This window comes from Hymenobacter sp. FMD4 (genome assembly GCF_058932745.1).
Genome location: NZ_JBZYWH010000013.1, coordinates 35,905 through 59,700 on the forward strand (window position 1 = coordinate 35,905; position 23,796 = coordinate 59,700).

The 23,796-nt window shown below is 56.7% G+C and carries 17 protein-coding genes; 13 read left to right on the plus strand and 4 right to left on the minus strand.

Features of this window, described 5'->3' with window-relative positions; all coding sequences use genetic code 11:
* Positions 1 to 65: 65 nt before the first annotated feature.
* Entirely contained in the window at positions 66 to 1,565 is a 1,500-nt protein-coding gene (cysS, locus tag AC5FXY_RS13200; RefSeq protein WP_493557153.1) for a cysteine--tRNA ligase, read from the minus strand.
* A gap of 94 nt (positions 1,566 to 1,659) precedes the next feature.
* Entirely contained in the window at positions 1,660 to 2,760 is a 1,101-nt protein-coding gene (locus tag AC5FXY_RS13205) for an endonuclease/exonuclease/phosphatase family protein (protein ID WP_493557154.1), read from the minus strand.
* 124 nt (positions 2,761 to 2,884) lie between these two features.
* Here AC5FXY_RS13205 and AC5FXY_RS13210 point away from each other — a divergent pair, with 124 nt between their 5' ends.
* The 9 genes from AC5FXY_RS13210 (at position 2,885) to AC5FXY_RS13250 (ending at position 18,019) form a co-directional block, all read left to right on the plus strand.
* Complete coding sequence (locus AC5FXY_RS13210; protein WP_493557155.1) at positions 2,885 to 6,361, plus strand: DUF7948 domain-containing protein; 3,477 nt, start codon at positions 2,885 to 2,887, stop codon at positions 6,359 to 6,361.
* Positions 6,362 to 6,526: 165 nt separating this feature from the next.
* Positions 6,527 to 7,000 carry a ribosome maturation factor RimP gene (gene rimP, locus AC5FXY_RS13215; protein WP_493557156.1) on the plus strand — a complete coding sequence of 158 codons (474 nt, stop codon included), beginning with the start codon at positions 6,527 to 6,529 and terminating at the stop codon, positions 6,998 to 7,000.
* Between the two features lie 118 nt (positions 7,001 to 7,118).
* A complete protein-coding gene (gene nusA, locus AC5FXY_RS13220) occupies positions 7,119 to 8,411 on the plus strand; it encodes a transcription termination factor NusA (RefSeq protein ID WP_493557157.1) in 1,293 nt (430 codons plus the stop codon).
* 149 nt (positions 8,412 to 8,560) lie between these two features.
* Positions 8,561 to 11,734 (plus strand): translation initiation factor IF-2, encoded by a 3,174-nt coding sequence (gene infB, locus AC5FXY_RS13225; RefSeq protein ID WP_493557158.1) that lies wholly within the window; start codon positions 8,561 to 8,563, stop codon positions 11,732 to 11,734.
* A 147-nt stretch (positions 11,735 to 11,881) separates the two neighbouring features.
* A complete protein-coding gene (locus AC5FXY_RS13230) occupies positions 11,882 to 14,890 on the plus strand; it encodes a 7TM diverse intracellular signaling domain-containing protein (RefSeq protein WP_493557159.1) in 3,009 nt (1,002 codons plus the stop codon).
* Between the two features lie 327 nt (positions 14,891 to 15,217).
* On the plus strand, positions 15,218 to 15,646 hold the full coding sequence (locus AC5FXY_RS13235; protein ID WP_493557160.1) for a hypothetical protein: 429 nt from the start codon (positions 15,218 to 15,220) through the stop codon (positions 15,644 to 15,646).
* Between the two features lie 304 nt (positions 15,647 to 15,950).
* The gene (locus tag AC5FXY_RS13240) at positions 15,951 to 16,781 is read left to right on the plus strand and encodes a hypothetical protein (RefSeq protein ID WP_493557161.1); all 831 of its coding nucleotides are present in this window, start codon (positions 15,951 to 15,953) and stop codon (positions 16,779 to 16,781) included.
* Positions 16,782 to 16,810: 29 nt separating this feature from the next.
* Positions 16,811 to 17,446: a hypothetical protein gene (locus AC5FXY_RS13245; RefSeq protein ID WP_493557162.1), complete on the plus strand. Its 636-nt coding sequence runs from the start codon at positions 16,811 to 16,813 to the stop codon at positions 17,444 to 17,446.
* A gap of 48 nt (positions 17,447 to 17,494) precedes the next feature.
* Positions 17,495 to 18,019, plus strand: coding sequence for an OmpA family protein (locus AC5FXY_RS13250; RefSeq protein ID WP_493557163.1), 525 nt, complete (start codon positions 17,495 to 17,497; stop codon positions 18,017 to 18,019).
* A 281-nt stretch (positions 18,020 to 18,300) separates the two neighbouring features.
* Here AC5FXY_RS13250 and AC5FXY_RS13255 read toward each other — a convergent pair whose 3' ends face one another.
* Together AC5FXY_RS13255 and mscL are read right to left on the minus strand one after the other, a co-directional pair.
* Positions 18,301 to 18,741 carry a hypothetical protein gene (locus AC5FXY_RS13255; RefSeq protein WP_493557164.1) on the minus strand — a complete coding sequence of 147 codons (441 nt, stop codon included), beginning with the start codon at positions 18,739 to 18,741 and terminating at the stop codon, positions 18,301 to 18,303.
* A 234-nt stretch (positions 18,742 to 18,975) separates the two neighbouring features.
* Positions 18,976 to 19,392: a large conductance mechanosensitive channel protein MscL gene (gene mscL, locus AC5FXY_RS13260; protein ID WP_493557165.1), complete on the minus strand. Its 417-nt coding sequence runs from the start codon at positions 19,390 to 19,392 to the stop codon at positions 18,976 to 18,978.
* Between the two features lie 209 nt (positions 19,393 to 19,601).
* Here mscL and AC5FXY_RS13265 point away from each other — a divergent pair, with 209 nt between their 5' ends.
* The 4 genes from AC5FXY_RS13265 (at position 19,602) to AC5FXY_RS13280 (ending at position 23,729) form a co-directional block, all read left to right on the plus strand.
* Positions 19,602 to 20,390 (plus strand): enoyl-CoA hydratase/isomerase family protein, encoded by a 789-nt coding sequence (locus AC5FXY_RS13265; RefSeq protein ID WP_493557166.1) that lies wholly within the window; start codon positions 19,602 to 19,604, stop codon positions 20,388 to 20,390.
* Positions 20,391 to 20,508: 118 nt separating this feature from the next.
* Positions 20,509 to 22,023 (plus strand): lipopolysaccharide biosynthesis protein, encoded by a 1,515-nt coding sequence (locus AC5FXY_RS13270; protein ID WP_493557167.1) that lies wholly within the window; start codon positions 20,509 to 20,511, stop codon positions 22,021 to 22,023.
* A gap of 38 nt (positions 22,024 to 22,061) precedes the next feature.
* Complete coding sequence (gene dut / locus AC5FXY_RS13275) at positions 22,062 to 22,496, plus strand: dUTP diphosphatase (RefSeq protein WP_493557168.1); 435 nt, start codon at positions 22,062 to 22,064, stop codon at positions 22,494 to 22,496.
* 222 nt (positions 22,497 to 22,718) lie between these two features.
* Complete coding sequence (locus AC5FXY_RS13280) at positions 22,719 to 23,729, plus strand: sugar phosphate nucleotidyltransferase (protein WP_493557169.1); 1,011 nt, start codon at positions 22,719 to 22,721, stop codon at positions 23,727 to 23,729.
* Positions 23,730 to 23,796 lie beyond the last annotated feature (67 nt).

A 23,796-nucleotide genomic window follows, 5' to 3' on the forward strand; every position in this document is an offset into this window, starting at 1 on the left:
ATTAGCACCCGAGCAAGATGCCTGGGCAAGCTCGACATGACGTGCCAAATAAGCAGGAGTGAAAACTATTCCTCGTAAGCCCAATCGACACCGGCCTTGGTGTCCTTCACCAGAATGCCTTGCTCCTTGAGCGCAGCCCGGATGACGTCCACCTTGGCGTAATCTTTGGCCGATTTGGCTTCGGAGTAGAACTGCAGTGTCAAGCCCAACAGTTCCTCGGCGTTGGCGCGGGGCTCGTCGCGCAGGCCCAGAATATCCTGTACCAGCGTGCGGAAAGCCGCAGTAGCTTCAGCTAAAGCCTCTTCCCCTACCTGCGCCAGCGTAGCAGGCTGGTTGTAAAAGCCGTTGAATTTGCGAAGCAGATTGAATAACGAAGCCACGCAGCGGGCCGTGTTCAGATCGTCGTTGAGGCCCACGTAGCAGTCGGCTACCAGCTTGCGCAGCTCGGCATCAGCCTTTTCCGTGTCGGCGGCGCGCTCAGTGCCTTCCGGCAGCTGTAGCCGCTCAATCTGGCGCAGGCCGTTCATGAGCTTGCGGTAGCCCTTACGGGCTGCCTGCAGGCCTTCGTCGCTGATGTCCACCGTGCTGCGGTAGTGCGCCTGCAGCAGGAAAAAGCGCACCACCATGGGCGAGTACGGCCCCGACAGCGAGTCATGCCGACCCTCAAACAGCTCCGAAACGGTGATGAAGTTGCCGAGCGCCTTGCTCATTTTGGTCCCATTCACCGTAATCATGTTGTTGTGCAGCCACACCCGCGCCTCGTCGGTGTGAGAGTGGCTAGCCTGGCTCTGGGCTATTTCGCACTCGTGGTGCGGAAACATCAGGTCCAGCCCGCCACCGTGGATGTCGGACTCCTGGCCCAGGTACTTGCGGCTCATAGCTGAGCACTCCAAGTGCCAGCCGGGAAAGCCTTCGCCCCAAGGCGAGGGCCAGCGCATGAGGTGGCGCTCATCGGCGCGCTTCCAGAGGGCAAAGTCCAACGGCGAGCGTTTCTCCTCCTGCCCGGCAAGGTTGTCGCGCGAGCCGGCCAGCAGCTCTTCCACCACGCGGCCAGAGAGCTTGCCGTACTGGTGTTGCTCGTTGTAACGGGGCACGTCGAAATACACCGAGCCGTTGGCTTCATAAGCAAAGCCATTGGCCAGAATTTCCTCGATAAGCTGAATCTGCTCGATGATGTGGCCGGTAGCCAGCGGCTCAATATCGGGCGGCAAGCAACCCAGCGCCTCCATGTGGCGGCGGTAGCGGTTGGCATAGTCCTGAGCAACTTGCATAGGCTCCAGCTTCTGGGCACGGGCCCGCTTGCTGATTTTGTCCTCGCCCTCGTCGGAATCGCCTTCCAGGTGGCCCACGTCGGTGATGTTGCGCACGTAGCGCACCGTGTAGCCGAGGTGGCGCAGGTAACGCGTCAGCACATCAAACACCACCGGGCCACGGGCATTGCCCACGTGCGCTTCGTTGTACACGGTAGGCCCGCAGAGGTACACGCCCACAAACGGGGAATGCAGAGGCACAAACGATTCTTTGCGGCGCGTGAGCGTGTTGTAAAGCGACAGTGGGTGTTGCATGGGGTAAAATTAGTGAAAGGTCAAATGGCTGGATGGTTAAATGGTCGATTGTTCTCCCACTTCTAACCATCTCGACTCATCTACCCGTCCACAATCAATTCTTTTTCAGCTGATAAGCAGCTTCCAGCGGAAAATGGTCGGAGTACGGAATGTCGCGCCGGATACGGAAGCTTTCCACCTGCCAATGCGGACTGGCAAACTGGTGGTCGATGCGCAGCAAAGGCACTTTACCATTATAGCTAATACCCAGGCCCGTTCCCACGGTAGCCCAAGCGTTCTGTAGGCGGTCGGCCAGTTGGTCGTAGGTATAGCTATAAGGCAGGTCGTTGATATCGCCGCATACTATCACTGGATAGGGACTATTGTCGATCCGACGCGTGAGGGTGTCTACCTGCACGCTGCGCACTTCCATACCGCGCTTCAGGCGCCGCAGCAGTCCCAAGCTTTTGGTTTTTAAGCCTGTTTTGCTGGAATAGCTATCTACAATATCCTGCTCATCCATGCTCATACTTTGCAGATGCACGTTGTAGACTCGTACCGTGTCGCCGGCGGGCAGCTTGATGTCGGCCCACATGGCGTGATTCTGGGTGAGCTTGCCGAAGGATATCACGCCTTTCCTAATGATTGGAGGCCGCGTGAAGATGGCCATGCCAAATTTGGCATCGGCTGCGTTGATCAACGTGGTTGATACAAAGCTGTGACGGCCGCTCAACTGACCAATTTTTCGCTCGGCGTTGAAAACGGTACCATCCTGTGTGGGCCGCGGCTCGGTATAAAACTCCTGCAGACACAGCACATCGGCAGGATGCTCAGCCAACCATTGAATCATGGCTTTTGAGGACTGCAGACCCGGGTCGCGGAGCTGTGGGTACACATTAAAGATGCGCACGTTGGAGCTTAGCACCCGCAGTGTTGGATTGGCCGCCTCGTTGGTAGCAAAGGGATGCAACGCAAGCCCCCGCATCAGGTGCGGCCAGGTAAGTACCAGCACTACCAGCGGCAGGAGCGCAACTGGCCAGCGGCGCAACAACCAGTACAGCAGCAGCAACGCATTCAGCAACAGCGCCGCCGGCAACGACAATGCCACAAAAGCAGCTGGCCAGAACAACCGGGGCGGCACTTGCATGCTGCCAATGGCTATCAGCAGCCACAAGATGACCAGTAGGGAAAACTTGAAGGCGAGAGAACGACGCACCGAATAACTAAACTAAGGGAAACAAACCTACAACGCATTTTGGAGGCTACCACATGTTTGGGTGAGGCTTGCAACCAGAACAGGGCTTCGTTGTACCTTCATGTTGTTATTCAATTGTTCGCCTATGAGCCTCTCTACTTTTTACTGGGCCACTTACGCTATCAGTCTATTGCTGTTGCCGCTAGGAGCCAAGGCGGCGGCTCCGCAGCCCGAGCGTAGCCTGGAGTTTATTCAGAACAAAGGCCAATGGGACTCTCGCGCCCGCTACGCTGCCCCGCTGCCCGCGGGGGGCCGCATGTTCGTGGAAGCGGCCGGCCTCACGTACTCCCTGCTCGACCCTGCGGCCCTGAAACATGCGCACGCAAGCCAGGAAGGAGCTCACCAAGCGGCGGAGCGGATTCGGGCGCATGCTTACAAAATGCAGTTTGTCAACGCCCGAACCAGCGCCACACTGGAGCATACCGAGCCAACCGGCGAGGTGCGCAATTACATCCTGGGCAAAGACCCCGCACATTGGGCCAGCGGCGTGGCGGGCTTTCGCCAATTGCGCTACCGCGGTCTATGGACCGGTATCGACGCGCACTTGTATGAAAACCAGCAGGGGCTGTTTGAATACGACTTTGAGCTAGCTCCCCGCGCAGAGCCCGACCGCATCCGGCTGCGCTACGAAGGCGCCGACAACGTGCAACTCAATGCTGAGGGAGCTTTAATTATCAGTACCTCAGTTGGCACTGTTACCGAACTCGCTCCCAAGGCTTATCAGCTTGATGCCCAGGGCCGGCAACAACCTGTAAGCTGCCGCTACGCCCTACAGGGAAAAGAAGTGCGCTTCGTGCTTGGCTCGTACGACCGGCGCCGGGCGCTGGTCATCGACCCGACGGTAGTCTTCTCCACCTTCACCGGCTCGCAGGCCGACAACTGGGGCTTCACCGCCACCTACGACCAGCAGGGCAACATGTACTCCGGCGGCATTGTGAGCGGTTCGGGCTATCCTACCAGCACAGGGGCATTTGATACCTCTTTCGGTGGTGTGTGGGATATGGGCATCATCAAGTACAATACCACTACTACCGGGCCAGCTTCGCGGGTTTGGGCCACGTACATCGGTGGCAACAGCATGGATGCGCCCCATAGCATGGTGGTTAACAGCCTCGGCGAGCTGATTATCTTGGGTTCTACCTCTTCCGCTGATTACCCGGTGCTGGCCAACGGCTACGACCGTAGCTTTGCCGGTGGCCGCTCCATCACGGCCAATGGCTTGACTTACCCCAACGGTGCAGATATTGTAGTCACACGCTTGAATGCTGCTGGCTCCCGTTTGGTGGGCTCTACTTTTCTTGGCGGCAATAGCAACGACGGAGTACTGGAGGCTTCGCAACTGGCCAATAATTACGGTGACCAGTTTCGTGGCGACGTCATCGTGGACGCCGCCGACAACGTATACCTGACTTCCAGCACGAGCAGCACGGGCACCAACAACTTCCCTGTAATCAACGCTTTCCAGCCTACATACCGGGGCGGCACTTCTGACGCCGTCGTCTGCAAATTCTCTCCTGACTTATCAAGCCTGCTCTGGAGTACTTACTTAGGAGGGCAAGGCGCTGATGCCGGGTATTCCATTCAGGTAAATGATGCCGGTGACGTGTACGTAGCCGGCGGCACCAGTAGCTCAAACCTCAGCAATACCGCAGGAGCCTATCATGCTACCGCGCGCGGCGGCCTCGACGGCTTTATTAGTCGCATAACGGCTCCCGGCAACCAACCACAGCTGTTGCGTACCACTTACATTGGCACTTCTGAGTATGACCAAGCGTACTTTATTCAGCTTGATGGTTTGGGTGGCGTATATGCTTTGGGCCAGACCCGCGGCAACATGCCGGTAACGGCGGGCGTGGTCAGCAACAACAACGGCCGTCAGTTTATCCAAAAACTCACACCCGACCTTAGCACCATGCTGATCAGCACCGTGTTCGGGTCGGGACGCCCCACCCCCGACATTTCCCCCACCGCTTTCCTAGTGGACCAGTGCGAGCGGATCTACGTGTGCGGATGGGGTGGTAGTACCAACTCGCCGAACGGCGGTAGCGTTAATGGCCTCTTCACTACTTCTAACGCGTTACAGCGCAGTACTGACGGCAACGACTTTTACCTGATTCAGTTTGCCCCGTACGCTACCGCTGTTGAGTATGCCACCTATTTTGGCGGCACTGGCTCTAATGGTGAGCACGTTGATGGTGGCACCTCCCGCTTTGACCGTCGCGGGTTTGTGTACCAAGCTGTTTGTGGCGGTTGTTCAGGCTCGTCAAGCTTTCCAATCCCGCCCGGTGCCGGCTCGTTTTCGACGCGCAACAACTCCAGCAACTGCAATAACGCCGCCTTTAAGATTGACTTTGGCATCAACGCAGCCGTGGCCGGCCCCAGCCAAAATGTATGTGCGGATACCGGTCCCATTCGGCTAGGCGGCTCCCCAGCCGGCGGCACTTGGTCGGGCACGGGCGTAACGGGTTCGGCTAGCGCAGGCTACTTTTTCACACCCTCAGCCTCTCTCATCGGTACGCATACGCTTACGTATTCGGTAGCCAGCACTGGCACTTGCGTCACCACCAGCCCCCTGAATATGACGGTGCGCCCGATTACACCCGTTACTTTCAATATGCCTCAGCAAGTGTGCCGCGATGAGCAGCCCTTCCGCATGACTGCCACGCCTGCTGGCGGTACCTTTAGCGGCCCAGGCGTATCCGGCGACATGTTCTTTCCACGGGTAGCCGGTCCTGGCACGCACGCTGTCACGTACACATTGAACTCCGACCAGTGCGGCTCAGCTACCCAGCGGGTGCTCGTCAACGAATTACCAGTGGTGGTAGCAGGCCGCGACACTGCTTTGTGCGCCTTCCAGCGCAGCTCTTATCAGCTACGCGGCACGCCTGCTGGCGGCGTATGGAGTGGACAAGGGTGCACCCCATCGGGACTTTTCACCCCGCCCGCAGCTAGCGGCCCCGTTACGCTTACCTATACCTACACAGCTGCCACAGGCTGTCTCAATGCTGATCAGCTGCGTGTAATGCTAGTACCGGAAGACCGCACCAACCGTCCGCTGGATCTACCTACTTGCCCCGTAAAACCGCGCCAGTCAGAAGGCTTGCCTAACTATACCGGCATTGCGCCCTTCACGCACACCTTCAACCATGACCTGCTCTTCGCCAGCCGTTACGCTTGGGACTTCGGGGACGGTAACACGAGCACCGAGCAATTCCCCACGCATACATATGAACGCCCAGGAACTTACCGCGTCAGCTTTACAGCTTATTATAATGGCTCTTGCCAATCCACTACGCAATTTGCACCAGTCTACGTAGGCGACCCGTTCATCCCGAACATTATTACGCCCAATGGCGACAGCCTCAACGATGTGTTTGTACAACGGCTCAGTTGCCTGCCTACTACACTAAAGGTCTTCTCCCGCTGGGGCAATCAAGTGTACGAATCCAAAGATTACCGCAACAATTGGGGCGGCGCTAACTTGCCCGACGGAGTATATTACTATCACCTGACCGACCCCGAAGGCCGCAAAGCCAAAGGCTGGGTTGAAATTCGCCGCTAGCTTCTTGGGCATTCTCCTCGTTCTAACGAATTAAGGAGGCCAATAGTCCAAGGCGTAATAAGGCGCCCCTTGCGCCCGGAGCCACAATGTTGTATCTTTGCCATACTTAATCGTATTCAAGAGGAGGGGACGCGCAGTCCCCTCTTTCTTTTGCTACCCATCTCCATGAGTTTCGAACGCACCCGTATCCAGCAAATGCTGGAAGCCAGCTTGCCCGGCCCGGAGTATTTCGTAGTGGGCCTGACGGTGAGTGACACGGCAGTCCGTCCTAAAATCACGGCGACCATCGACGGTGACCAAGGCATTGGCATCGACGAGCTCGGCAGCATCACCCGCCGCCTGACGCGCCAGATCGATGAGGCATACGGAGAAGACGCGGCCTACTCGCTCGAGGTTACTTCGCCCGGCGCCGACCAGCCCCTGATGAGCGCGCGGCAATACGCCCGACACGCGGGCCGCACGCTGGCCTTGAAGATGGCCGACGGCTCCGAAAAAACCGGCACGCTCGATGAGTTTATGCCCGAAGGCATCATGCTCAGCGAAGTGGTGAAGGAAAAAAACAAAAAGAAGACGCTCGATCCGGCTTTCGTGCCTTTTGACACAATTCAGGAAGCGCGTATCGTCATTTCTTTCAAATAAGCTTACAGCTGATATCTATCGGCTGCCGCACTGAAAATCATCCTTCTAACTGTTATCTTTTGTACTGCATCTCCACTGGGAAGCTTCAGTCGAAAGCCAACAGCTAATAGCCACCCCCATGAACACGCTCAACCTCATCGAGTCCTTCTCGGAGTTTGCTAAGTTCAAGAACATCGACCGTCCCACCATGATGAGCATCCTCGAAGAGGTGTTCCGGACGATGATTCGCAAGAAGTACAACGACGACTCCAACTTCGACGTCATCATTAACCCCGACAACGGTGACCTGGAAATCTGGCGCAACCGCGAAATCGTAGACGACGAGTCGGAGGACATTTGGGACCACGACAAGATTCCGCTGTCGGAGGCCCAAAAGATCGAGCCGGACTTTGAAGTAGGCGAAGAAGTATCCGAGCAGGTGAAGCTGGAGGAGTTTGGCCGCCGCGCCGTACTCATGGCCCGCCAGACGCTTATTCAGCGCATTAAGGACCTTGAGCGCGACAACCTCTACCAGAAGTACAAAGACATGGTCGGCGAAATCATTGCCGGCGAAGTCTACCAGGTATGGGGCCGCGAAACGCTGGTGCTTGACCAAGAGGAAAACGAGCTGAGCCTGCCCAAGCCGGAGCAGATTCCCAAGGACCGTTACCGCAAGGGCGATACCATCCGCGCCGTGGTTCACCGCGTGGACGTCATCAACGGCGCGCCAAAGATCATCCTATCCCGTGCTGCACCCGCCTTCTTGGAGCGCCTGATGGAGCAGGAAGTGCCCGAAATCTTTGATGGTCTTATCACCATCAAGAACATCGTACGCGAGCCGGGCGAGCGGGCTAAAGTGGCTGTAGAAAGCTATGATGACCGCATCGACCCCGTAGGTGCCTGCGTAGGCATGAAGGGCAGCCGTATCCACGCCGTGGTGCGCGAGCTGGAAAATGAGAACATTGACATCATCAATTACACCGACAACCTCGAGCTGTACATCCAGCGCGCCTTGTCGCCGGCCAAAATTTCATCGATGAAAATCAATGAACAAACTGGGCGGGTTTCGGTGTTCTTGAAGCCGGACCAGGTTTCACTGGCCATCGGCCGGGGCGGTGCCAACATTAAATTGGCTTCGCGCTTGGTAGGCATGGAAATCGACGTATTCCGCGAAGCCGATACTTACGAGGAAGACATCGCGCTGGAAGAGTTCAGCGACGAAATCGACCAGTGGATTATCGATGAGTTGAAAAAGATTGGTCTGGACACCGGCCGCTCGGTTTTGGCCGTGAACAAGGCCGACATCGTACGTCGTACTGAACTGGAAGAAGAGAACGTCGAAGACGTTTTCCGCGTCATCCAGGCCGAATTTGACGGCGAGGACGAAGCCACTGAGCCTGCTGAAGGCGAGGTGACTGAGCCCACCGCGTAACCAGTGGACTGCCTCCTAACGTAGGGGGGCGGGGCCCGTATCTGGTAATGCCGGCGGAAGACCTGCCTTTAGTGGCCGGTTTTCCGCCGTTTGGCAATAATTAAATCGTACTTTTGCACCAAACTAAGAGTATCGCACGCGACCAAAGAATGGCGGAAGCAGCAAGCAAACGACTGAAACAAGCGGCCACGGACCTTAACGTCGGGACCCACACTATTGTGGACTTTCTCGCGGCGAAGGGCATTTCTGTTGAAAATAAACCCACCACGAAGCTATCAGCCGATCAGGTTGCGCTGCTGAACAAAGAGTTTGCGTCGTCCGCCCAGGAAAAGGCCGAGGCGACCAAACGCGGCCAGTCGCTGCGGCATACTGAACTTGAGCAAGCTGCTCAGGCGAAGGAAGCGGCCAAAGCTGTCGTGGCATCCAAGCCCGCAGAACCCGCATCGGCCCCGGCTCCACAGCCAGCTCCGGTACCCACACCCGAAGCCAAGCCGGCTGCTCCCGCGCCCCAAGCCCAATCTGCGCCCGCCGCGGAGACCAGCCGCTCCGTGCCCGGTCTGAAGGTATTAGGTAAAATTGAACTCGACGCCAAAGGGCGGCCCGTTCCGCCCCGCCCAGCCCAGCCTACCCCTGCTCCCGCTCCGGTAGCGGAAAACAAACCAGTGGCTCCGGTAGCGCCGGCTCCAGTTCCCGTAGCTGAGAAGCCTGCTCCAGTGCCAACGCCTGCGCCGAATCCGGCGCCTGCACCGGCCCCGATGGCACCTGCAGCTGAGAAGCCCGCACCGGTGCCGGTTACTCCTGCACCCACACCTGCTCCGGCACCAGTGGTTCCCGCACCAGCCCCTGTAGTCGAAGCTAAGCCTGCCGCGCCAGCACCTCAAGCACCTGTAACCAGAGCACAGGCATCAGCACCGGCGCCTGAGGTCGCAACAAAGCCTGTTGCTCCCGAAGCACCGGCTCCTGCTCCTGCCCCAAGCGAGCAGGCAGCTGTTGACCAGTCAACCATTGTGGCCAAAGCCGATCAGCTAAAAGGCTTAACCGTTCTTGGTAAGATTGAGTTACCCGTCGATGCTTCACGTCGGGGTGGTGGCCGCGGTGCACGCCCGGTGGCCTCCTCTGATGTGCGCAAAGCCGGCATCGGTGACAAGAAGAAGCGCCAGCGTATTAGCCCTGGCACGGGTGGTAATCAGCAGCAAGGCCAAGGTCAGGGTCAGCAAGGTGCTGGTGGAGGTGGTTATCAGGGTGGCGGCAATCGTCCCGCTGGTGCACCGCGCCCCGGGACTGGCAACGACCGTCCGGTACGCCCGGCCAACCAAGGCAACCGCCCCGGTGGTGGTCCTGGCGGCCGCGACAACCGTGGTGGTCAGGGCGCGCCGCGCCCCGGCCAAGGCCAGCCAGCCACGCCTGAGCAGAATGATAAGCAGATTCAGGACCAGATCAAGGCTACGCTGGCTCGTCTTAGCGGCGGCCGTGGTGGCAACCAAGGCAACCGCGCCAAGTACCGCCGCGATAAGCGTGCTGGTATTGCGGAAGCTACTGAACTGCAGCGTCAGCAAAACGAACTGGCATCGAAGACCCTGAAGTTGACCGAATTCATTTCGGCTAATGACCTAGCTTCGCTGATGAATGCATCGGTGAACGAGGTTATCAAGGTCTGCTTGAACATGGGCATGTTTGTGTCCATCAACCAGCGCCTCGATGCCGAAGCCATTACCGTCATTGCCGACGAGTTTGGCTACGATGTGGAATTCCTCTCGGCAGAAGACGAGCAGGATGTGACCATTATTGAGGAGGACAACCCGGAAGAGCTCGAAGAGCGTGCTCCGATTGTAACCATCATGGGTCACGTCGACCACGGTAAGACTTCGCTGCTTGACTACATTCGCAATGCGCAAGTAGCCAAAGGTGAAGCTGGTGGTATCACGCAGCACATTGGTGCTTACGATGTAAAAACAGCTTCTGGCCGTCGCATCACCTTCCTTGATACGCCTGGTCACGAAGCGTTTACTGCTATGCGTGCCCGTGGTGCCAAGGTGACGGACATTGCCATCATCGTGGTAGCAGCCGATGACTCGGTAATGCCGCAGACGAAGGAAGCCATCAACCACGCCCAAGCGGCTGGGGTGCCCATCGTAATTGCCCTGAACAAAATTGATAAGCCGGGTGCTAACCCTGACAAAGTCCGCGAGGAACTGTCGGCCATCAACGTTCTGGTAGAAGAATGGGGTGGTAAATACCAGTCGCAGGAAGTTTCGGCTAAGAGCGGCCAAGGCATCGAGGACCTACTTGAAAAAGTACTGCTCGAAGCCGAACTGCTGGAGCTGAAGGCTAACCCGAACCGCCGCGCGGTGGGTACCGTTATCGAAGCGTCCCTCGACAAGGGCCGCGGCTACGTAACGACTATCTTGGTGCAGACGGGTACGCTGGAAGTTGGCGACATCGTGCTGGCTGGTCCGCACTACGGCCGCGTGAAGGCTATGACGGACCACCGCGGTAAGAAGATGAAGCAGGCTGGTCCGTCCACGCCGGTACAGCTTCTTGGTTTGCAAGGTGCGCCGCAGGCTGGTGACAAGATTGTGGTGATGGAAACGGAGCGCGAAGCCCGCGAAATTGCTACCCAGCGTCTGCAGCTACAGCGCGAGCAGTCGATGCGCACTAAGAAGCACATCACGCTCGACGAGATTGGTCGTCGTCTGGCTATCGGTTCGTTCAAAGAGCTCAACATTATCGTGAAGGGCGACGTGGACGGTTCAGTAGAAGCACTTTCAGACTCGCTGCTGAAGCTTTCTACGAGCGAAGTGGCTGTAAACATCCTCTCGAAGGGTGTAGGCGCCATTTCCGAATCCGACGTACTGCTGGCTTCGGCTTCCGACGCCATCATCATTGGCTTCCAAGTGCGTCCGTCGCTGGGTGCCCGTAAGCTGGCCGAGCAGGAGCAGATCGACATCCGCCTCTACTCGATCATCTACAACGCCATCAACGAGGTGAAGGATGCCATGGAAGGCATGCTTGCCCCGACGGTGCAGGAAGTCACGGTGGCCACGGTGGAAGTGCGCCAGGTGTTCAACATCACCAAGGTCGGCACCATTGCCGGCTGTATGGTCACGGATGGCACCATCACCCGCAACACCAGGGTGCGTGTGGTTCGCAATGGCATCGTGCAGCACACTGGTGATGTTCTGGCGCTGAAGCGCTTCAAAGACGACGCCTCAGAAGTGCGCCAAGGCTACGAATGCGGTGTCTCGATCAAAGGCTTCAATGATTTGCAAGAAGGCGACATCATCGAAGGCTTCGAGGAAAAAGAAGTTAAGCGTACACTATAATCCGCTTAAACTCAAGAATGAAAAGCCTCAGCCCGCAACGGCTGGGGCTTTTTTGTGAGCAGCAAGCAACGCTCTGGTTAGTTTCTGACTCTAAGTCACCGGCGTGTTGTATATTAATAGTGCGCGCTATCCTAAATCACCGTTTGCATGAAACACCTGCTACTCAGCATATGGTTGTGGCTGCTGGTTGCAGTTACAGCCAGTGCCGCCGCGACTCCTGGTGAGCTGGTAGTGCGCGATACAGCAAGCACTGCGTGGGTTAATGAGGAAGCTCTGGTGTTGGTCGCGCCTGAGCCGCTGACCCTATCCCAAGTGCAGGCCCCGCGTTGGGCGCAGCAGTTTCAATCCGTAGCGCAAGCTAAGGTGCCGGCTACGGCGCAGGACTTGTGGCAACGCGTCCGTATCCGTTCCGAGGCTCATGCCAGTACCCATTGGCTACTGCTGGTGGCCACGGAGTACATGGATGGCGTAGAGGTATATTTGGTACGAGCTGATGGCTCGGTGCGGCGCCACTCGCTGAATTCGCAGCTGCCGTACGAAACCACACATGCCGTTACGTCTCGGCATTTCAACGTGCGGCTGGACCTGCCTGCCGGCCAGGAAATAACGCTCTACACGCGTGCCCCAGCCAATCAGCAGGTATTGTATGGAGTGGCTGAGCAAGCAGACGTGCTGCAGGGATACCGCAAGGGCGACTGGATCATGGGGCCGTACTATGGTATTCTGCTGGCTCTGCTGGCTTACAACCTACTGCTTTACATATCGGTACGAGACAAGAGTTACCTCCTGTACGCGCTGTACGTTGCTTTTTTTACGGCACTGCAGTTTGACATGACGGGGTATTGGCGGCAGGTACTGCCCAATGACTGGTCGCACGCGGCTTTGGATCTGCGGCAACATCTGTTGCTGGGTTTTACCATCTTTTTTGGAACGCTTACTGCACGGGCTTTCCTGGAAACCGACCGCCTGCTGCCACGCTTTGACCGTGTACTGCGGCTGACCCTGGTAGTGGCGTGGTTACCGCTGCTGAGTTTTCTACACACTAACCCCAACGATGCCGTGTGGTGGCCCGTTATTGCGGCGCTGTGGACCAGCGTCGCATTGCTGACGGCGGGTACCCTGGCCTTGCGCAGTGGTTACCGCCCTGCGCGGTACTACATGATTGGGTGGACGCTGCTGCTGGCAGCAGTAGTTAATTTCTACCTGGGCTTGGTGGGTATCACGCCGCGCTCGGGCTTCTGGGCGTCGCACGGGGTACATGTGGCATCGGCGCTGGAAATGATTTTACTCTCCTTGGGCCTAGCCGACCGCATCAACCTAGCCAAGCGTGATAAACAATTGGCTCAGGAAGGTGCCATGAAGGCACTTCAGGAAAAAGAAGCAGCTCAAAGCCAAGCGTTAATAGCCCTGCAGGCAACTCAGGCGGCGCAGGCACAGGCTCTTCAGGTTTCCCAGGAGAAGGAGGAACTGCAGCAGCGCAGCAACCAGGAGCTTGCGGAACGAGCGGCGGAGTTGCAGCGTGCTTATCAGGAACTACACGCCAGCATCCGGACTTCGCACCATTTGCAGGAGCTGGATGAACTCAAAACGAAATTCTTCACCAACATCTCTCACGAGTTACGAACCCCGCTCACGCTCATTATCAGCCCGCTGGAACAACTGGTTAATGAAGCCCAAGCGAAACCAACGGCTGATACCCGGCCGGAGTACATGATGATGCTTCGCAACGCACAGCGGCTGCTCCAACTGATCAATCAGTTGCTCGACATTGCGCGCCTAGAGGCTGGCCAAATGCATTTGGCCGCTGCACCGGTAGACCTAGTGCGCACTGTACGCACCAACGTGTTGTCTTTTGAATCGTTAGCGGTGAGCCACAATGTAGAATTGCGGTTTGAGTCGCCGCTAGAGACGTTGGAGGTGTACGTAGATGGTGACCAGTTCGACAAAATCCTCTACAACCTGCTTGGAAACGCCATTAAGTTTACGCCCGCGGGTGGTGAGGTGGTGGTTAGCGTTGACCGCTCTGCCGGCCATGCGGTGTTACGAGTACGCGATACGGGCGTAGGAATTCCGGTCGAACACTTGCCTCTTATCTTCGATCGGTTTCATCAGGTCGATGACTCGCGCACCCGCCGGCACGAGGGCTCGGGCATTGGGCTAGCCTTGGTGAAAGAGCTAGTATCGCTGCACCACGGGCACATTCGGGTATCAAGCGCACTAGAACAGGGCACCACTTTCGTGGTAGAATTGCCGTTGGGCAATGACCATCTGGATGCCACCGAGTTGTGCTCTGAAGGGTCGGCACCATCCGCTAAAGCCCACGCCTACATATCGGTATTACCCACACCGGAGCCGGCAGAAGTCAGCCTAAACACAAACCCTGAGGATGCTCGGCCGCTGGTTTTGTTGGTAGAGGACAACGCGGAGGTGCGCAGCTACATTCAGAGCTGCCTCTCAGTCGAGTTCCGCATTTTGACTGCAGAAGACGGCCAACAAGGTCTGGAACGTACTATATCCGCAGTACCCGACCTAGTGGTATCAGACCTGATGATGCCCAAGATGGATGGGTTGGAACTGTGTCAGCGCCTACGCGAAGACGAGCGTACCAGTCACATTCCTGTTATTCTACTGACAGCTCGGGCCGACGACGAAGCTCGCTTGAGCAGCTTCGGGCTTGGAGCTGATGAGTATCTCACCAAACCGTTTCGGCCGGAGGAACTGCGCGTGCGCATTCATAACCTCATAAGTCAACGGCGTTTGCTGCGCCAACGCTTCGGCCGCGAAGTAACCTTACAGCCTCGCGACATTAGCATCACCTCCACCGATGAGGCTTTCTTGAACAGAGCTATGGGGGTAGTCGAAAAGCACTTGGCCGATTCCGATTTTAGCGTGGAGCAATTCGCCGATGAAATGGCCTTGAGCCGGGTACAGCTACATCGGAAACTGAAGGCGCTGACAGATCAATCAAGTTCCGAATTTGTGCGCACGATCCGGCTGCGCCGGGCAGCGGTGCTTCTACAGGGTCATGCCGGCAACGTAGCCGAAATAGCTGAGTCAGTGGGATTCGCCAACTTGTCGTACTTCAGCAAATGCTTCCGAGAACTATATCACCAGTCCCCTTCTGAGTACGCAGCGGGCACGCTGGTAGCGGAGTAAAAAGCCGGACTACAACTTCAGTGTCGGCGTTACATCACATCAATATTTGTGTTAGCGCCAAGCATATTTCAATTATAATTAATTCATTTACAAGCATTTATTCACAAGGAAACATTTGTATTAGTAAATGAAACATTAGTATTAGCTCTTACGTTGGCTCGCCCTCCACCTTTGCAATGTCAACGGCGAGTAGTGCTCGGCAACATTAGCAGAGTAGACTCGGTGGGAACAAAGCAGAGGCTTCCACCCAAGGACATCACCGATTCTGTTTACTCATCTTTCTCAATTATCATGTTTGCTCTGGAGAGGTTTTTAGCAGCTGACTTTGTGCTTCGCATAAGCAGCCGCGTGGGAAGTTGGTTGGGTGACTTTGAGGAAGTAGGAATGTCGCCGCGGCAGTCTTACGAGTTGCGCAGCGCCGATGCTGAACAGCTCGACCGTAAAATGGCCATCATGTGCTATCTGTCGGTATTCGGATGGCTCGTGGCTTACCGCGTGCCTCGTCATCAGCGCGGTGCCTTGGTGACATTTCATCTACGCCAGATGACGCTTTTACTATTGCTGAGCACCGGCCTGCTGGTAGCACAGGTCGCCTTGATTCCCTTTTTCGGCTGGAGCAGTCTGATTGTAGCCGGGATAGGTCTTTCGCTTACGCTGCTCATGCGCATGCTGGGCCTGATGGCAGCAATGAGCGGCTTGCATGAGCCGTTACCCCTGGTTGGTAACCTTGCACACCGCTTGTTTCCCAACCTGTAAAATCGATTTATCGGTCTAAGCCGCTGCCCACAGACTCACATAGAAAGGCCTTCTCTTAGCCACTTACTGCTAGTGGTTTAAAGTAACTTTTCCCTTCAAAAAACCCCTCTGACGCCTAATGTGGCGCCAGAGGGGCTTTGTTTTTGGAGCGCTTGTATCTAGCTCCATTACCGCCTAATGCTGCTTTTCACATCATCATGCGATTGACCCTAGGCCTACCGAGCGAGTAGCTTTGCCCCAGTCAGTTAGCCATACGTCTGGCGCGCTGTTCTTCTCTTCTCTCACACCGTTCAAACCCTACCCTATGAAAACGCTTGGCCTCTCTACCCTCGTTGCAGTATCGACCCTGGCGGCGGGCACAGTGTCTGCCCAAACGCAATTGGCAGCCAAACCAGCTTCATCCGCTGCGGCCCGTACGGTGGCGGCTAAGCCGGCCGCTACCTCCACGGCGCCAAAGCCAGCTGCCGCGAAAACCACCACCTCGGCAGCCAAGCCTGCTGGCACAACGGCCAAACCAGCCGCTGCTAAGCCTGTAGCGGCAGCCCCCGTTGCCCAGCCTGCCCCGCAGGCAGAAGCAGCACCCGCTAAAGCCGCCCCAAGTGTGGCGCCGAAGGCTACCACGGCCAGCCACGAGTTTGGCAAGGGCAGCACGGCCGCCAACTTAGGTGTGGGTTTCGGGTTAGGATATGGCTACTACGGCAGCTCTCTCAAGTCAATTCCTGCTCTGAGCGTGTCTGTGGAGCGAGGCATCATTGAAGGCATCGGCCCGGGTGTGATTGGCATTGGCGGCATGATCGGCTACAAGAGCACCCGCTATGACTACCCCGGCACGAAGTACAAGGCCACCTGGAGCAACCTTTATGTGGGCGTACGTGGCACCTATCACTACAACATCTTCGAAGTACCCAACCTGGACACGTACGCGGGCATCTCCCTAGGCGTGCGCGTCGAGAAGTACAAGGACACTTACTACGATGAGTTTTTCGGCAACGACCGATACTCTTATGGTGGCGCTTACGTCTACCCGGGCTTTTTTGCTGGTGCCCGCTACATGTTCACTGATAAAATCGGCGCATTCGGTGAGGCTGGTTACGATATGTCTTACCTGAAAATGGGGCTGACGGCTAGGTTCTAAACCGCAGCCCCTCCACCACCAACCCACCCATGAACTTCTCCTTCACTTCTTCCAGCTGCCTGGTGTTGCTGGTCTTGTTCACTGGCTGTAGCCAAGTACAGGAAGCCCAACGCTCCTACGCAAGCGTAGCCACGGCCACCCAAACTGTGCAGCAGATGGAGCGGCAGCTGGAACAGTCGGAACAGCGGCACTTAGAGCGTTCCTCCCGCGGCGATACCATGTCGCTGCACTACAAGGAGTTGGAGAAGTTTCTTCCTGAGCACGTGGCTGGGTTTGTGCGCGAGGGGGAGCCCCAAGGCGAATCGGTGAGCCTAGGCGGAGTGAACTACTCCACCTGCGAGCAGCACTATCGCAAGGGCGAACAGCGCTTGAAAGTGCAGCTTGTGGACTACAACGGGGCCAACGCCCTGTATGCCGGCGCCACCGCTCTGATGGGCACTGGCATCTCCCAGGAAAGCGACGAGCAGTTGATGCGAGGCTGCGACCTAGGTATGCCAGGAGTACGCGGCTACGAAACGCTGCAAAAAAAGGAGCACCGGGCTACCGTGGCGCTGGGCGTTGGTGACCGATTTTTCGTCTCCGTTGAATCTACGCAACAGCAGGATACCAAGCTCGTGAAGCACGTAGCTCAAGCACTGGATCTGAAACGACTAGCTCAGCTGTAGCCCGGCCGTTGCGCTTACCTTTTATTTCGCTTTTGCTGTCCTAAGACCATGAAGCAATTACTGCTGATCATATGCTGGCTGCTGCTACTACCGGCCGCCACCCAAGCCCAATACGGGCTGCTAGAGCGGGCCGTCCAGCGCGGTGCCGAACGCGCTGCTTCGCGCAAAATCGAACAGGCTGTAGAGCGCAAATTCACCGAACGCACTGGTGATTATTACGCTCAACTGCTCGAAGACGGCCGTATCGTTTCGCACACCTTGCAGTTTGAAGAAGGCTCGGCCACGCTGCTGCCCGATTCGCAGCCCTTCCTGAAAGGCTTGGCCGACGTGCTGCGCCGCGACCCCGCTGTGCGGGTACGCATTGAAGCGCATACCCTGCAGGCTGGAGAGACCACTGCCAATCAACGCCTATCGCAACGCCGCGCCGATGCGGTACGGGCCGCCCTTATCGGACTTGGCATCGATGGCACCCGCTTGGCAGCTAAAGGTCTAGGAGAAACGCAACCGCTGTACTCCGACCCAGACGATGAATACGCCGCGCTGAATCAACGCGTAGAGGTAGTCAAGCTCTAGTACATCCGGTATGTAGTCGGTTCAACGTCTTTGCACATGACCACCATCTTACTACGCCGCTGCATAGGGTTGCTTTTGGCAGCCCTACTGCTTTACACCGTTGGCATTAGCTGAGCCGGTACTGCTCGGCTCCAGAATCTCTCCACCAGCATTCGTTGAGAAGCTCAACAACTAGTCATTCTTCATTGAATCAGAGGCGAACGGTGGCTCTGAAAAAACATGAAGAAGCAAAAAGCCACGGAGCCTTGCGCCGTGGCTTTTTCATTTCTGGCTGGTAGCGGTTAGAAAAACAGGAAGTGGTTCTTCTTGTGCTTTTTGTGCTTGAGCGGCTTGCCCTTGGGGTCGATGCCTGGCGCGGGGCGCGTCTGCCCGCGTTTCTGCATTGCGGCGCTCCGCTTATCGCCCCGGAACCTGCGCACCGTGAAGCCGCCCGCCACTTTCTCGTATTGGCGGGCTGAAGACGAACCACGAGCGTAACTGCTGCTGCCTCCGGCTCGTGCCTCTAGTATCTCAATCTGTTGGTCGCGCTTAGCCTCGCCGGCGTTCATGCTCATGCGCTGCTGCATGCGAGCCACGTCCTGATTAGACGCTTTCCGCTTCTTTGGAGCGTCTCGGCGCGGCGCATCACCCGTAAACGGAGTGGCCGACGTTTGCGCCTGCGCTACAGAAGTAGCCAACAACCCGGCAAGCAGAAGGGCAGCGGCAGCAGCGTGAGTTTTCATTTTGAGAGGGCAGGATATGGTCCGCGGCAACGCGCCAGCACGGCTAGCTTTATTGTCGGCGAAACGGTCAGAAAAGCAAGTTAGTTCAAATTTGCAAAACCCTTATAAGCCGATTAACGCCAATAGGTTTCACTCACTTGGGCACTTTCACAAACGCGAAAATCAACCTGATCATTCCTCCATCGAAAGGCAGATAGCGGCAACCAACTGAAGCGCCAGAAAAGCAGATTTTATTTATGCCCGGTTGCGCAGGGCATCACGTATTTCGGCTAGTAGCAGCACCTCCTTACTAGGGGTGGGCTCCGCTACCACGGCTACCGGCGCGGGCTTTTTAAAGCGGTTGGCCAGCTTCACCACCCAGAAAATAACAAAGGCAATGATGAGGAAGTAAAGAATGGCATTGAGAAAATTGCCCACCTTCATCGGCCCGAGCATGATGGTGGAAAAATCAACGCGGCCCAGAGCCAAGCCAATAACTGGCATGATGATGTCTTCGGTGAGCGACGTTACAATCTTGCCAAACGAAGCGCCGATAATCACGCCGACAGCCAGATCGAGCACATTGCCTTTGGAAATAAATTCTTTGAACTCGGAAACGAAGCCCATGGTGGTGTGGAGAGTTAGGTAAAGAACTGAGACGCGAGCAATCATAGAACGGATGATTACTAAGCTGCAGCCCGTATTCCAGTTTCAGCTGTGAAGCTGGCGCTTGAAATATATGATTATAGTTGAGTATTGCTGAATATCGGTTGGCGCTTGCCGGACAAGGTCAGCGGGTAGCTGAACAGCCCGCCAAAGCGAGGTACGCATTGTCTTTATCTTTGCCCCACTACGCATTCCACATTCCTCAACTCTATCCCATGCTCCCAGCCCTGGAAAACCTCGCGCTTGACCGTTCCGACGACGGCATCCTGACCATTACTCTGAACCGTCCCAGCAAGCTTAACGCCCTGAATGCGGCCACCATCGAGGAAATTGGCCAAGCCATGCAGTATGCCTTGGATACGGCCGAGGTAAAGGCCATCATCCTTACTGGCGCCGGTGAGAAAGCCTTTGTAGCCGGTGCCGACATTGCGGAGCTGGCTGCCCTGAGCGAGCCGCTGGCTCGGCGGGCTTCGGAGCGCGGCCAAGAGGTGTTCTGCATGATTGAAGAAAGCCCCAAGCCCGTGGTGGCCGCTGTCAACGGCTTTGCACTAGGCGGCGGCTGCGAGCTAGCCATGGCCTGCCACATGCGCGTGGCTTCCGAAAACGCCCGCTTTGGGCAGCCCGAAGTAAACCTAGGCTTAATTCCGGGCTACGGCGGCACCCAACGCCTCACCCAACTGGTGGGTAAAGGCAAAGCCCTGGAGTTGATGATGACCGCGGATTTGCTGAAAGCCGACGAGGCACTGCGTTTGGGCTTGGTCAACCACGTGGTACCCCAGACTGAACTGCTCGGCTTCTGCCAGCAGCTGCTAGGCCGTATCCTGACCAAAGCCCCCCTGGCCGTGGGTCAGATCGTGGACTGCGTCAACGCCTATTTTGATACCGAGCGCCACGGCTACCAGACCGAGGCCAACGCTTTCGCCCGCTGCTTTGCCTCAGAGGATTTCCGCGAAGGCACGCAAGCGTTTCTGGAAAAGCGCCCCGCTGTGTTTCGCGGCAAGTAAAATCAATTAAACATTGTCAATCAAGACTTTAAAAGAAAGCCCCTTCTCGTCGAGAAATGGCAGCTCTTTTTAAAGTATTGATTGCCAATGTTTAATCCTTAATTCTTAATCTCTTCCCTTGAGCGGATTAGCAAAGCGGCTGGCCAGCCAAACGGCCGTTTACGGCATTAGCAGCATCGTCGGTCGCGTACTGAGCTATCTGCTCGTGCCCATCTACACCGCGAAGTTTGCGGCGGCTGAATACGGCGTAGTCACCGAGTTGTATGCGTACGTGGGCTTCCTGAACATCGTCTTTACCTACGGGATGGAGACGACCTTCTTCCGGTTTGCCAACCGCGCCGGTGCCGACCGCCCCCAGCTATACAACCAGATCCTGAGCCTACTGCTCCTGAGTAGCTTGGTATTCTGCGGTCTAATCATTGCGTTTGCCAGGCCCATCGCAGAGATGCTGAAGTACCCGGGACAGGAACGCTATTTTATCTGGTTAGCGCTTATCATGGCTATTGATGCGGTGGTAAGCATTCCGTTTGCGCGGCTGCGACTGGAAAACAAAGCCCGGAAATTCGCGACTGTCCGCTTCGTCAATATCTTGGTCAACGTCGGGCTGAACCTGTTCTTCGTTGTCCTCTGCCGCGACGTGCACGCTGGCCGCTACCTGCCTCAACTGCGGCCCTTAATCGACGCTGTATACAATCCCGAGTTGGGAGTGGGCTACATTTTCATTTCGAATCTGGTGGCCAATGCCCTGTTCATACCGCTGCTCTGGCGCGAGCTGACCGATTTTCGTTTTCGCCTCAACTGGGAAGCTGTACCGTCGCTCTGGCGTTATGGCCTCCCGCTGATGCTGATGGGCTTGGCCGGCATGATTAACGAAGTTCTGGACCGTATCCTGCTCAAATATTGGCTTCCTGAAGGTTTTTACCCAGATCAGTCCAATCTAACAGCTGTGGGTATTTACGGCGCCTGCTACAAGCTCAGCATCTTTATGACGCTGGTGATTCAGGCATTTCGGTACGCAGCCGAGCCGTTCTTTTTCGCGCAGGCCAAGGAAAAAAATTCACCTATCACATTCGCGGTGGTGTTGAAGTGGTTTACGCTTTGCTGCGCCGTCATCTTTGTGGGTATCAGTGCCAATCTGGATTTAATCGCGCCTATCCTGCTGCAGCGCCCCGAGTACCGCGAAGGTATTGCGGTGGTACCGGTGCTGCTGATGGCGAACCTGTTTCTGGGTGTGTACTACAACCTTTCGGTGTGGTTTAAGCTTACCGACAAAACCTACGTGGGCACTTACATCAGTGCTGGTGGTGCGTTGCTCACCATTGTGCTGAACCTGCTGCTGATTCCGGTACTAGGCTACATGGGCTCGGCCCTCACCACGCTGGCCTGCTACTTCTCTATGGCCGCCATCTGCTGGTGGCTGGGCAACCGACACTTTCCGGTGCCCTACCCCGTGGCTCGGCTACTGCTGTGGCTGCTGGTGGCAGTGGGTGTGGTAGGACTCAGCTGGTGGATTCCAGTCACCAATATCTGGCTACGGCACGGACTGCACGTTGCCCTAACGCTGGCTTTTTTAGCGGCCTTGTGGCTGGTAGAACGGCCTACCCAGGCCGTATCGCGCCGGCAGGCTGCGTAGCCTTTTTTTCATTTTCCCTCCCCCGTTTACACTTACCGATGCAAGTCGCCGTCATTAATCGTTCGCATCACCCGCTACCGGCTTACCAAACTCAGCATGCCGCTGGCCTCGACCTGCGGGCCAATCTTAACGAGTCCGTCACCCTTGCGCCGCTCCAACGGGCCCTGATTCCGACGGGCCTGTACCTCGAAATTCCAGCTGGCTACGAGGCGCAGGTCCGTCCGCGCAGCGGGCTGGCTTACAAGCACGGTATTGGCATAGTAAACAGTCCTGGTACCATCGATGCTGATTACCGTGGCGAGGTAAAGGTGCTACTGGTAAACCTTTCGAACGAAGACTTCGTGGTGCAAGACGGCGAACGAGTAGCCCAACTGGTTTTTGCGCGTTACGAAGCCATCGAGTGGCAGGAAGTAGCCGAACTGAGCGCTACAGAACGCGGTGCTGGCGGCTACGGCAGCACCGGCACGCGGTAAAGAAGCGAAGCGTAAAATCTGCTGATTGTGGCTTTTTCTACGCTCAACACTGGAGGGGGAAACACGGCGAGATGCCCACTTCCTTAAAGGCACCACCTACTTCGCGTCCAAAAAAATCTGCGAAAGCAGATACATCCCTTAGCTCAACCGTCCAACTTTGCACGGCGTTTCACGTCATCTTACGTAGACGCCTTCAAAACCAACTTTTCCAATTCACCCTCTATGAAAATCATCGTCCCGATGGCCGGCATGGGCAAGCGCATGCGCCCGCACACCCTCACCGTTCCCAAGCCGTTGATTCCCATTGCTGGTAAGCCTATCGTTCAGCGCCTCGTAGAGGATATTGCCAAAGTAGCCGGCCAGCCGGTGTCGGAAGTAGCTTTCATCGTGGGCCGCTTCGGGGAGGAAGTAGAAAAGAGCCTGCTCAAGATTGCCGAATCAGTAGGTGCCCAAGGTTCCATCCACTACCAAGACGAGCCGCTGGGCACGGCCCACGCCATCCTGTGCGCTCAGAGCGCCCTCACCGGACCGGTAGTAGTGGCTTTCGCCGACACACTGTTCAAAGCGGACTTCACGCTTGATACTTCCGCTGATGGCACTATCTGGGTGCAGCGCGTAGAAGATCCGCGTCCTTTTGGCGTAGTGAAACTCAACGAGCAAGGCCAGATTACCGAGCTAATCGAGAAGCCGCAGGAATTCGTTTCTGACCTCGCCATCATCGGCATCTACTACTTCAAGGACGGCGAGTACCTGAAGCGCGAGCTGCAATACCTGCTCGACAACGACATTAAGGACAAGGGCGAGTATCAGCTCACCAATGCCCTGGAAAACATGAAAAACCAGGGAGCCGTCTTTATTCCCGGTCCCGTAGCGGAGTGGCTCGACTGCGGCAATAAGGACGCCACCGTGTACACCAATCAGCGCTACCTCGAGTACCTGCAGGAAGCCGGCGAAGACAACGTGGCTAAATCCGCCACGTTGACCAACACCGTCCTGATTCAACCCGTGTACATCGGCGAGAACGTTGTGCTGGAGAACAGCATCGTGGGCCCGCACGTGTCGGTAGGCGATGGGTCTACCATTCGCCATTCGGTGGTGGTAAACAGCATCGTCCAGAAATCGGCCACGGTGCAGAACGCCAACATCACCAACTCCATGGTGGGCAGCCATGCTTCGCTCTCCGGCACGCCCGCCGACCTAAGCGTGGGAGATTACAACGCCTTGAAACTGTAGGTGCGGCGGGGCGGTTTCGGGGTAAATGCCGTATCTTTTGTTGCCTTCGGTCACGCACCGAAACCGC